The 11,944-nt window shown below is 37.6% G+C and carries 10 protein-coding genes and 1 pseudogene; all 11 read right to left on the bottom strand.

Annotation, left to right across the window (positions count from 1 at the left end; genetic code table 11):
- Positions 1 to 128: 128 nt before the first annotated feature.
- Positions 129 to 965: pseudogene (locus tag ACJVDH_RS15115) on the bottom strand (glycosyltransferase family 2 protein); the annotation flags it as partial.
- Positions 962 to 2,179, bottom strand: coding sequence for an XrtY-associated glycosyltransferase XYAG1 (locus tag ACJVDH_RS15110; protein WP_443944238.1), 1,218 nt, complete (start codon positions 2,177 to 2,179; stop codon positions 962 to 964). The gene ACJVDH_RS15110 and the pseudogene ACJVDH_RS15115, both read right to left, overlap by 4 nt.
- Positions 2,180 to 3,592: an exosortase Y-associated Wzy-like protein gene (locus ACJVDH_RS15105; RefSeq protein WP_443944237.1), complete on the bottom strand. Its 1,413-nt coding sequence runs from the start codon at positions 3,590 to 3,592 to the stop codon at positions 2,180 to 2,182.
- Positions 3,579 to 4,760: a glycosyltransferase family 4 protein gene (locus ACJVDH_RS15100; RefSeq protein WP_443944236.1), complete on the bottom strand. Its 1,182-nt coding sequence runs from the start codon at positions 4,758 to 4,760 to the stop codon at positions 3,579 to 3,581. Before ACJVDH_RS15100 ends, ACJVDH_RS15105 begins: the two co-directional genes overlap by 14 nt.
- Position 4,761: 1 nt before the next feature.
- Positions 4,762 to 5,598, bottom strand: a complete 837-nt coding sequence (locus ACJVDH_RS15095; protein WP_443944235.1) for an FkbM family methyltransferase — start codon at positions 5,596 to 5,598, stop codon at positions 4,762 to 4,764.
- 14 nt (positions 5,599 to 5,612) lie between these two features.
- On the bottom strand, positions 5,613 to 6,908 hold the full coding sequence (locus ACJVDH_RS15090; RefSeq protein ID WP_443944234.1) for a hypothetical protein: 1,296 nt from the start codon (positions 6,906 to 6,908) through the stop codon (positions 5,613 to 5,615).
- Positions 6,908 to 7,999: an acyltransferase family protein gene (locus ACJVDH_RS15085; protein WP_443944233.1), complete on the bottom strand. Its 1,092-nt coding sequence runs from the start codon at positions 7,997 to 7,999 to the stop codon at positions 6,908 to 6,910. Before ACJVDH_RS15085 ends, ACJVDH_RS15090 begins: the two co-directional genes overlap by 1 nt.
- Positions 7,996 to 8,247 carry an acyltransferase family protein gene (locus ACJVDH_RS15080; RefSeq protein ID WP_443944232.1) on the bottom strand — a complete coding sequence of 84 codons (252 nt, stop codon included), beginning with the start codon at positions 8,245 to 8,247 and terminating at the stop codon, positions 7,996 to 7,998. Before ACJVDH_RS15080 ends, ACJVDH_RS15085 begins: the two co-directional genes overlap by 4 nt.
- Before the next feature lie 7 nt (positions 8,248 to 8,254).
- Positions 8,255 to 9,382 (bottom strand): hypothetical protein, encoded by a 1,128-nt coding sequence (locus ACJVDH_RS15075; protein WP_443944231.1) that lies wholly within the window; start codon positions 9,380 to 9,382, stop codon positions 8,255 to 8,257.
- A gap of 241 nt (positions 9,383 to 9,623) precedes the next feature.
- Positions 9,624 to 10,898 carry a glycosyltransferase family 4 protein gene (locus ACJVDH_RS15070; protein WP_443944230.1) on the bottom strand — a complete coding sequence of 425 codons (1,275 nt, stop codon included), beginning with the start codon at positions 10,896 to 10,898 and terminating at the stop codon, positions 9,624 to 9,626.
- On the bottom strand, positions 10,879 to 11,910 hold the full coding sequence (locus ACJVDH_RS15065; RefSeq protein ID WP_443944229.1) for a glycosyltransferase family 4 protein: 1,032 nt from the start codon (positions 11,908 to 11,910) through the stop codon (positions 10,879 to 10,881). Before ACJVDH_RS15065 ends, ACJVDH_RS15070 begins: the two co-directional genes overlap by 20 nt.
- Positions 11,911 to 11,944: the final 34 nt, after the last annotated feature.

Below are 11,944 nucleotides of genomic sequence, written 5' to 3'. Positions count from 1 at the left end.
TTTTTTGTTTCTAATCTGTAAATATCAGATATTTCGGCGCTTTTTCAGAGTAATTTTCTGATGGAATTTATACGGAATTAGCAGCGTTCTAAAATCGCTTGTCAGCTTCCGCTGTCCATGGATCGTTTCAGTTGCATTATTTTCTTGTCTACCTTTTTTCTAAACCACAAACCCTGCAGATAATGAAACCGGCGACCAGTTTTACTATCCAGAATTCCAAGTTGGAAAACCATTCTGAAACTGTAATACAAATAAGGGCGAATGCCGAGTGGCATTTTCCACCAAAGACGTTTTAACCAGGCTTTTCGCTCATCCGGATTGCCTAAAAAGTTTGGTTGTATAGATTGCAATCGTATTTTTTGCATGCGCTCAATTTCTTCCTGCGCAACCAAATCACTATAACGCTCATGTTTGGCAAACCAAAAATCAATATTGTTTTCTTTGAGGTTTTCTTCTAGAAGGTGCGCATTTCTCCATACTATAGTTCTGCCCGGAACAATAAAACGATGATCCATATTTTCATTCAAATCAGAAAAACCGACACCGGTTCTAAACATCTTCAACAGGTATAATGGATAATATCCACCGTAACGGATCCAATGACCCTGGAAGAAATTTTTACGGTTGAAATAAATGCCGTCTATTCCTTTGAATTTTTCATTATCGAAGGAAGCCAGTTGATCAAATAATTCTTGAGTAACAATCTGATCGGCATCTAAACCAATTATCCAAGGCGTTTCTATTGAAAAATTATTGAGCGCAAAATCCCATTGTTTTGGATGATTTTCAAAAGGATTAATTTTAACCTCTGCACCAAAATGTGTCGCAATATTAATTGTATTGTCGGTACTTCCGCTATCTAAAATATAGATTTTTGCATTTAATCCTTTGATCGATTTTAAAAGCCTGGGCAAATGAATTTCTTCATTATAGGTTAAAATAACAAAACTGAAGTTCAGATTCACAAACTGGATTTATACAGGGTTAAGTATTTTTTCGCTAAAGTCAAATCTTCAAAATCTGCGTGAATAAGGGTTGGCGCTTCTAAACGGATTTCGTTTCGCCTGCCGACATCTTTAAGCGCGTTTTTGATGTTTAAGGTAATGTCTGATATTTTCATTGGTGTAATCCAACCCAAGTTTTTTTGCGCAACGTAGTCTGATAATCCAACCTGATCTGATATTAAAACAGCAGTTCCAACACTAAGACTTTCTAAAACAACATTGGCAAAATTTTCATTGTAAGAGGTCAATACCAGAAGATCATGATTGGCCAATACATTAAACTTTTCTTCATTTGAAATTTGCCCAAGCCAATTTATACATCGATCAATTTTAAGCAATTCGGCCTTTAGTTTCAGGCTTTTGATGTAAAGCTGATCTCCAGATCCTGCAATGGTTAATCGCCACGGAAATTCCAATTTTGCAAGTGCTTCAAACAATAAATCCAGTCCTTTTTTTTGCTCTATGCGCGAGAGAAAAATCATATTAAAAATTGGAGAACTGCCTTCTGTTTTACCTGTTGAATTGTCAATTAGTTGAGGGGGCAAATTCACCAAATTGGGAATCACTGTGATACTTTTTGGTTTAACAATCTCTACAAATTCCTGTTTTTCCTGATGGCTAGTTGCGTGAATACGCGAAGATTTTAATAAATTTTTACCCAGTAATACATGTATCACTTGCTTAAAAAATCCATTGCGATTATTTTTTGTGTAACCTGTGAGCATACCTCGCGGAGAAACAATCACCGGAATGTTGTGGTATCTTGCAACCAAACAACTCAGTACAGAAACCAGATTCCACCAGGCATGAATGTGAACAACTGTTTCTATGCCATTTCGTTTTGCTTGCTTTAGCTCTTTACTGAGTTGAAACAGTAATGCTGGCGAAAAGTGACTGTGATCTTTAGTCCACCGCGGAAAATACCTCACCTGAACACCATTTACATCTGTCGCCGCACTGGATTTTACAGGTAACTCATTTTTACCATTAGCGGTTGTGGTTAGAACCTGAATAGACAAAAAATCATTCTTAAAACAGCCAGAATTCTGGGGCTCTGGTGCAGTAAATTGAACAAGTGCCTCACACAGTTTGCCTACACTTTGAATGGGACCACCGTAAATATAAGCAGGTTTGTAGGAAGGTGTAACGTGAATAATTTTCAACTGGTTTTTCATTTAATCTGCGTGATACAGAATACTTCTCATTTTCAGGATTTGTTGAATTATAAACATGGTAAATACGCTCCAGAACACAGCATTTGACACAAATTCGAAGCTGTTACCGCGCCAAAGAATTTGAAATAACCCGGCAAACATCACCGCTGTTCCCATAAAATAGCCGCCAAACCAAAGTTCGGCGAGTTCGGATAGTTTTTGAGCCACGTACCCATATAAAAAAAGTCCGATCCAAATTCCAATCAAACCATAAGAAAGGTAACAGTCTACAATATATGCGGGTTTGGCAGAAACGGCCGACATTCTATCTACAACACCGGCATTATACACTCTATCCATAACCAACTGTTCTACATCGGGTTTACTTGGCCATAGAAATCTGGGTACAATAGTTTTAAAGGCATTTTCTACCAGAGTCAGTTTGTAATAGGGAACAAAATAAGGTGTAGATTCTGTGTATCGGATAAACATCTCTATTTCTGATAGTCTGATCGTTAAAAAATTCCAGTTGTCTTCCCTAAGTTCAGTTGCGATGTTATCATTATTCACAATGTTATCGATACTTTGGTTTCTTGCTGTAAGTGGATCAACGCCCTCTGAGACCATTTTTCTAAAGTTTCCGATAAATGTTGGCAACACAAAAAACAATAAAAGTATAACTGGAATTAAAACAGGCAATACTTTTTTACCATATACGGGCATTAGGAAAATACCAAGGAGCAATACACAAATAATAATTGGCTCTTTGTAGCCGGAAGTTAAAGCAGACAAAAGATTTAAACAGAAAAGTACGCCGCCTGCCCAAAAGTTCACTTTTTTATGTTCGCGAATTGCAAAAGCCAAAGCTATAGTTCCGGCAACGAAACTCAATCCACTTAGCTGAACACTAAACTGATTTAAAGCCGAAATTCTGGAAAACAGGTAACCAAGGGGGAAACAGATAATTGAAATGCCTAAAAGCAGATTACTCATAGATGGTGCGTAAACTTGGTATCGCTTTTTAATCGGATAACGCATTGCTGCAAGTAATCCGTGGGCGAGGGCAGCATGGCCTAAAACATAATATCGCTGGCATTTTGCTATTGATTGATATACATCTCCAAAAATAAAATTTCGATTTCCAATATAAGTCAGATACTCATATCCCAAAGCATCAGCATAATAGAAAATGGAGGTACTGGCCATATACCCCGCAAATACTATCTGAAGGAAAAATATCGGCCTTAACAACTGTTCGATAACGGGAAGCTCATCAGGCAATGGTTTGATGATGCCTCTGTAACAAACAAAGAAAATAAAAAATGAGCCTAACCATGCCACCAGATAAGACGCATGTGGGGCACCTCTAAAGAGTAAAGCCAGCAGATAAGGCAAATAAAGTAATGTATAATAGATGTGTTTAGTTTGTTGCATTCAACTCTTTTAAAATAGCGTCTGTTTGATTTTTAAAGTTCCATTGTTTAATGATCAATTGGCTTTTTTTGCCCATTTTAAGTAGAAAATTTAGGTTTTCAAGCATTTGCGATAGTTTTATCTTCAAATCGGTAAGGTTACCCGATTCGAATATCAGACCATTTTCTCCCTCTGAAACCAAATCTTCCGTGCAACCAACTTTATCAGAAACCAGCACTGCTTTTCCGGCAGCCATCGCCTCATTTACAGCTAAGCCCCAGGTTTCTGCCGGGCCTTGCGAAGGTAGACAAAACAAATCACAGGCCTGATAAACTACGGGCATATAACTCTGATTCTGAAAATCCATGAAATGAATTTTTGTTTTTTTGAATGCATGATTTCCGTCGCCGGATTTACTTGTTTGTTGTTTTAGACTTTGCTCCATTTCGCCATTACCAACAAAAAGTAAGTGTGCGTTGATTGGTTTTAATTCTAAAAATGCTTGCAATAGTAATGTTGGGTTTTTCTTTTTCTCAAATTTTCCGGCAAAGAGAATCAATGCAGAATTGTCAGTAACACCCAGTTCTTTTCTGAGCAGGTCACTTTCAGTTAATCTATCCTCTCCAAAACGGTTATTGTCTATTGCGTGCGGCGCGAAAGTAAGTTGCCGTTCTTGCAAACCAAAATTTGCAAAGTAAGACTTGTTTGCCTGACCAACAAAAAAAGCCCGATCGATATGATGGTAAACCCATTTTAATAATATTGCACGCAAAAGGTTTTTGATCCCGCTATTTTCATCTAACAAAGTAGAATCGCCACGAAACCACAATGGGATTTTTTTATAGAAATGCCGGATAACTGCAAGGTGACTTTGATAAGCCCAGCCATATATTAAAATGGCATCTGGCTTAAAGGTTTTAATCTTGCCGTTCAAAGTTGGATTCTTGATGCTACTAAAATTTTGACTTCCAGGATGTTTTGCCGTATTTTCTACAAACTCATACAGATAGCCATCTAGTAATGGAATGTCCCATTTTATTTCTCTTTTGAAACCAGGCTCAAACTGTGTATTGTATGCGTTTCCGCCGATTGTATAGAATACTTTTACTTCTGCTTTTTCTGCAAGCAACCTAAAAACCGGTACGTAATATTGAATTGGATGTGTAATTACGATAGCCAGTTTTTTCATATTAGTTTGCAAGTGCTATGATTTCTGCACCCTGAATTTGCTCGCTATAAGCAAAAGGTTTTTTGTTACCATAACCATCAACAGCGTAAAAGCTATAGTTTAGTTCATTAAAAAAATCAAATATAAGACCAGCGTCTGCATTCATTTTAAGTTGGTAGTTCCGGTCATATTCAAAAATTATTGTGGGCCGAAAACGTGCAATATTATTTTTTAAACCTTTCAGTACTTCAAACTCATAACCTTCTACATCAATCTTGATAAAATTAATTTTAGGAAGCGAGAGGTTGTCAAGGTAGTCATCGCCTTTAAGGCAGTTTATACTGGTATTTTTTTTTCCTTCGGTGAGCAAATTGTAAGCGCCAGGATTTTTGGCAGATGGATCGATATGGATTTCCATCTCTTTGTTTTCATTTCCCAGTGCGGCATGAATGGGATGTATCTGACTAAATTTATTCAGCGATAAATTTTTTAATAATGCATCATAATTGAATTGAATGGGTTCAAAAGCAAATACACGCCCTTCTTCGCCACAAAGTTCAGCAAAATACAGGGTGTGAAACCCAATATTTGCGCCAATATCCAATACATAGTCTCCTGCATGAATCAGTTGTTTATACTGTTTTTTTAAATAGGGTTCGTAGTCGCCGGTAAAATAAATCGCCGCATCAATAAAATTGTTTGTATCCAGATTGATGCGGAAATTTCCTGATACAGGTTTAGTAATTGCAAGCACTCCATTAAGCAAATTGCGTTGAAATAAAGCCATAAAAATTCTGAATTGGCCTTTAAAGAGTTTCCGTTTCAGTATAAATTTCAGCAAACTTTGGATTGGTTTCATAAATGTTTTTTTGTTCACCTTGCTGCTAAAACTTCGTCGAAAACCTCGCACTGCGCGCGGCACATATTTGAAGCTTCGTAAGTTTTGAAAGCTGTCCAGTCTGTCTGTGGGCGTTGCGGTTTTCGCAGCAAAGTTTGATGCAGGTATTCGTAAACCATTTCTAACAACACAGTAGCATCTTGATTTAATGGAATAACATTGCCCGCATTACACTTAGAAATGATTTGTGCGGCGCTGCTTTTAGTGTTAAAAAAAGCCAATATTGGTTTTTCTGACAGAATGTAAGGAAATATTTTAGATGCGGTATAGTTTTGATCGTCTGAACCCAGTATCAGTAAATGATCAGAATGATTTAAGGTGAATAGACTTTGGTAAAATGGAAGTCTGTCTGTAAGTTCTTCCACATATTCGCCGACATTCATTTGCATTGCGATGGGTTTTATCGTTGCAACTCCTTCGCCGTTAGGGGCATAACTTGTGCCAAGAAAATGAAAACGAATTTTTTTAAATTGCTCAGGATGTTTTTTAAGTCCGAGTTTAAAGGCACCGAATAAAAGCTCTGCGGCATATTTAAGATCGTGCCCGCCACGCCCGATGTACACAAAATTGTAATTTGATTTTGCGCTAGAATAGGGCAAATTGAATTGATTGCTGTGCTTTTTTACGGTTTCGAAATCTGGGGGAAATGCAGCAAACGTAATGACACGTTTAGGCAAATCTGTCAATCTTGGATATCGCTCAACTAAAGTATCCAGATAACCTTTTGACACACTGATGAGTCCACCAACTTTTTGCATGGCAATGGGTTCTAAAAATTTGTTCAACCGGTAAGAAAACCAATATTTTTTTGGGCGTTCATTTTTGGGCTTGTCCTGATAGTATTCTGAATGCCAGGGATCTTGCATATCAATTACGAACGGGATTCCGAATTTTTGTTTCCAATAGGTACCTAAAATCGTTACTGGGAATTGTGTAGTCGAAAAATAAATCAAATCGAAGCGTTCATTTTTCAGAAGTTTGTTTACCTCTTTGCGGTAGAAGTAAAGCGATCTCAGCGCGATACTACCTAATCCTAATTTGCCTGTTAAGGTTTTTGAAAACGCCTTTACTTTAACGATTTTAATTTCTGAGGGTACCGTTTCCATAAGTAGAGGCTCCTGTTGGAAATCACAATATTTGGGATCAACCGTTATCACAGTGGCTTTCCATCCCAATTCGTTAAGATAAGGTAAGCTCATTCTTACGCGCTGCATATCTGCTGCATTAACTGGAGGAAAATATGGCGAGATGATGAGGAGGGTTTTTTTCACTAAATTTTCTTCTTGTAGTTAATGGCTAAACGTTCGGTGTAGTAGTAAATCACATAAGATATTGGCGGAATTGTCAAACTGGCAAGTAAGACGTACCAGGTATGAAAAGGTAGCTGGTTTTTCGGGCTGTAGTAGATTATCAGTTTTTGAAACCCATAAATTATTGGAGAGTGTACTAGATATAGCGTATAGGAAAACGTAGCCAGGACAGATAGGCTTCTCATTACACGTGAAATTATCGTATTGGGCTTGGCTAATAATAGCGCAATTATTCCAACCGTAATTAATCCAAAAACCAAGTCTAGAATTGGATATAGGGTAATATTTTCTCGATTTATCGATGGATAACCAAGTCCAAATAATATTAACCAGGGTAGATATCGAAAACCATTATTGTTGTTATACATATAGGCTAAGCAGCAGCCTAAAAACCAAGCCAGCAGTGTGTATGCAGCAGACCCGATAAAAGGAATTGTAATTCCGAGCGAAAATAACGTGAATAGTAAGACCACTACAGCTAATGGATATAAACGATTCTTGGTAGCTGCCCACAACAATGCGGGGTATATCAGATAAAAAAAACATTCATGCTTCAATGACCAAATGGGATAGTTTATTCCCCAAATGGGCGAGTCAGGAATTAAAAAAATAGTATAAAGAAAACTTCCTAGGCTGTATTTGTAGAAAAGAGACGCGAAATTTTCACTGGTGGTGAAATGGATAATTATATCTACAAATAAGCATAATATCATTGAAGTGATTAGGGTGGGGTAGATTCTGACTACCCTTTTCTTTAAATACTTAGATAGACTAAAGTCGGCGAAAATGTAATTTTCATCGGAATACCTTAAATGAATAACAAAACCACTTAAAACGAAAAAAATTATAACGGCCTCGTGTCCGTATTTGAATAAACCAAAAAAGTAGACCATCAGTTTATCAATTGCGCTGTATTTTTCGGGATGATGGAGTAAACCTGAATGATATGATTGGGTAAGTCCGAGTCTTGCGTGATGCACCAATACGTAAAGAGGGCTTAGACCTCTGAGACCGTCGAGAGTTTGTAGATTATGTCGTTTATTTTCTGTCACACCTTATCTTTATTTCTGCTCTTTGGTCTGTTATGCCTAGTAAACGAATAATGGATCACAACACCAGAAAGAATAAAAAACAAAAACACGCATTCTCTTCCCCAAACAGTGAAAAAATTTAAGATGTGATTCTGTTTCATTCGTATAGACTCTACTCTTGAAACCAGATGCCCACAAATAACCAAAAGGGCTAAAATACCTCTAATGGCCTCACATACTATTAGTTTCTTATTGACTTGTTCAGTCACTCCGCTTTTAATTTACTATAGGAGAATCAATTTCTTTAAGGGCCTTCAAAAATTTTTCACTTTCCAGTTCCCAGTTAAGGGTAGTTTTCGCTAGCTGGTAAGATGCATTTTTTACAGTTTTGAGTGCTTCCTTATCCAAGTAATAATATTCTATAATCGAGGCTAAATGATCGATATCGCCGATTTTATAGGATTTTCCGATTTGAGGAAATTGTTCGATGAATGCGCGTTGAGCAGAAGTTTCTGTGGCTATTGTGGCAAGTCCGGCACCTAAGTACGTAAAAATTTTATTGGTTAGACAGATATCACGATTTAAAGGCGACGCTTGCTCTAACGCCAGGCCAATATCGTGTTGGTTTGCGATTACGAAAACTTCCTTGGGAGATACTGGTGCCAAAAATGCCAACTGATTTGCGAGTAGTCCAGCTTGCTTCGCTACAGATTTGAAGTACATTGTATTATAATGGTCAATCGCTCCCAAAAGCGATAAAGTGATGCACGGATTTCTTAATTGACCGATTGCTTTAAGTACGTCCTCTATTCCTCTACCCTGACCAATGGTTTGCGAGAACCAGAATAGCTTTAGTGTTTGATCATCTAATTGTTTTTTTGGTTGGCAAAATAGGTTTTTTGAAAAAACATTATTAAGCGTTTGTACTCTTTTATTTACATAAAGTTGGGTGTATGCATTTGCAATCATAGGGCTCGCGGCAGTAAAATGATTTAATTGAGGAATAAATGTGTCTTCAATCAACTTGGTTGCCTGGTATTCTTTGGAAAATGAAGCGTCTGATACCTCTTGCCTGTGAAAGTCTTCTGCATCGAAACCAGAATTTGAACCAAGCCGTTTAGCCGCTATAGCTGCTACGGGTAATGCCCCTAAATTATGGGCGATATACAAATTGGACTTTGCGTGGAGCGCTTTACCTAATTGCCAACGGAAATTACGGTTAACTAAAAATGTTGTTGTAGATAACCTGTCGGTTAATGAAAAAAAAGTGGAGAGTCTAAATTTCTGAAGAATTTTAGTGTAAGCTCTTCTAATAAAATGTTTTTTCGTCCAGACCAATTTGTCATATGTGATTGTAGGGTTCTCATCAAGAATTTTTTGATCCTGGCGAACCAAGTTATCCATATACTGCGTAAAGATTATGTGTACAGAATACCCGGCAGCAATTAGTGTTACGGCCTCTTTCACCAATCTTGGGTTCGAAGAAATATGTCCGGGAGTTATCAGGCAAATGCGGCTAATAACTTTCATTTATCGAAATGAGATAGCAGAACCAATAGAGCCAATACGAACCCAAGCGAATCTACACCATTAATCCAGTTTATTGATGTGTTTTTTAGTTTCAACATCTTTAAGTATTCATTCCCTAAAAAATGCTACGTGGGGTGGGTTCGGTCTCATTGAAATTTTTAAACTCCTGCTGAACAGTGTTAACTAATGACTTTCGGTAATCTTCCCACTGCCACGATTTTGCCTTTAACAAGGCTGCAGCACTAAAAGTAGCTAAAGAATCTGTATCGGAGACGATGGATTGTATGGTTTCAACAATTGACGGGACATCATTTGGCGGGATAATCCATCCGTTTTTTTCGTGCTCGATTAAATCTGGCCCAGCCGAATTTTCTGTTGCAATAACCGGAACTCCCTGTGACATTGCTTCTGAAATAACCATGCCGAATCCATCGGCCAAGGTTGGCAAAATGAGTACATCCACAGTCTTATAAAAATCCATCAATTCGTTATGAGGCATATTTCCTTCAATAATAGTATTTTCTGTTAGTGACTTTCCCATTAACATAGATGGGTCGACCGATCCTACCAGAAAAAGCTCTGCTTGCGATGAATGTAAATTACACATCCGCCAAGCTTCATAAAGCAAATGCGTCCCTTTTCTGATGGATTGATTTCCAGCATACAAAAATCGAATAGGCTTTTTTGAATTTTTCTTTATTTTATGCTGTATAGGTGTAGGAAAGGCAAGAGGGATTACTTTAATTTTTTCTGATTTTATTCCAGCAAGTATAAGTGTATGCTTCGTAAAGGTAGAATTGCATAATATTAAATGAGCAAGGCGGAGCTCTTCGTCGCGCCTTTCGTTCCTTCGTTTTGCTTTTTTGTTAATCAAAAGTGCGGAAACACTTGAATGCAGTTCTGGGTACTTTTTTATTTGACTATGGATAATCGGTGTGAGAAAGCTGTGATGTTGGCTAGGTTGTTCGTAAATACTGAATATTTTTTCTTTCGCGGCGTTGCGAAGTGTTTGAAGAGCGGCATGCTCATAGGTATGAACAATGTCTGGTTTGCTTTTTAATATTTGTTTGCTTACCCATTTATCGAAAGAAGTTTCGGCCCATTCCCAGATGAAGTCCGTTAAAATAGGGCCAAAACTCCGGGCTGAAAAACTTCTGATTAGTTCAGGAAGTGCTCTGCCTTTAAAATATTCAATTGGCAATTCATCAAAATCCCTTCGATTTAATGTTTTGTTTAAAAAAATGAACTTTTTTAAAAGCCTTGCTATCTTGCTCTCCGGATGTTGAATAAAAGTACTCAAAAACATCTGAAGTAAACCCGCCTCGTAATAAGCGCGTACACTTTGTTTTACATGCGGTGCAATTAATGGACTAGCCAATACCACTTTCATTTATCAATTTTTTATAAAGTGTGAGGTATTCTTCAACAATTACCTTTGCTGAAAAACGTCTTTCAGCATCGCGTCGTACAACATTCCTGTCAATTTGATCGACTTTTTTAACGCAAGTTATCATTTCCTCAATTGTGTTGCATCTGTAGCCGTTCCGGCCATTTATAACTACTTCTGGAACAGAGCCACGATTAAAGGCAATCACAGGAGTTCCACATGCCATTGCTTCTGCCATTACAATACCAAAGGGTTCATCCCATTCAATCGGCATCAAAAACGCCAGAGTTTGCCCTAAAAGCTTGTTCTTTTGCTCGTCGTTAACTGGTCCAATATAGCTGATTTGGTCATTAAGCTTCGGCTTAATTTGAGTGTTAAAGTAATTTTGGTATTTTGAAGGGACATTTCCAGCAATTATCAGTTTTTTACCTGTAGCAAGGGCAACATCAATGGCAATATGTGTTCCTTTGATTGGTTCAATACGACCTAAGAAAATCAAGGGAGCATCTGCGTCAATTTCCGGTTTGAAATCGTATATCTGTAAATTTACGCCGTTAAAAATAGGGTAGGAAGGAGCGATAGGTAAAATTTGTTTGCTAATGTAGCCGCTACAACCCGTAAAAGCTAGCGTATTTTTTGCTGAAATCCAACTTGCTTTTTTAATCTGCGATAAAGTGGGTTCGCGCTGATAACTCATCAACTTTGGTATTGGCCGTGGAAGCTGTGGGATGATATACAGCAACCTTCCAAAGCTATGGATAATGTCGTATTTGTTCGGAAAGAGGTGGCTGTTGATTAAAACTGCATTTTTTAAAATGTCTAAAAATCTATGACTTGTTTTGCCTTGATAAGGGATAAGTGTTGCTGCGGTTACTGAATCTTTATTAGCGAATAAAGTTACTTCATGCCCCATTTTTATATAGCCATCAACAAGCAGCGCAATAATTCTTTCAATGCCTCCATAATGCAATGGCGGTACAGGTATTTCGGGATCAGCTGTGATTGCTATTTTCAATTTACTCGGTGTCTCTAATGGTGTGATGATATTT

The organism is Pedobacter terrestris (assembly GCF_052343045.1).
Classification (GTDB): domain Bacteria; phylum Bacteroidota; class Bacteroidia; order Sphingobacteriales; family Sphingobacteriaceae; genus Pedobacter.
The sequence above is the reverse complement of the archived record's forward strand: the minus strand, read 5'-3'. Positions and strand labels throughout refer to the sequence as shown.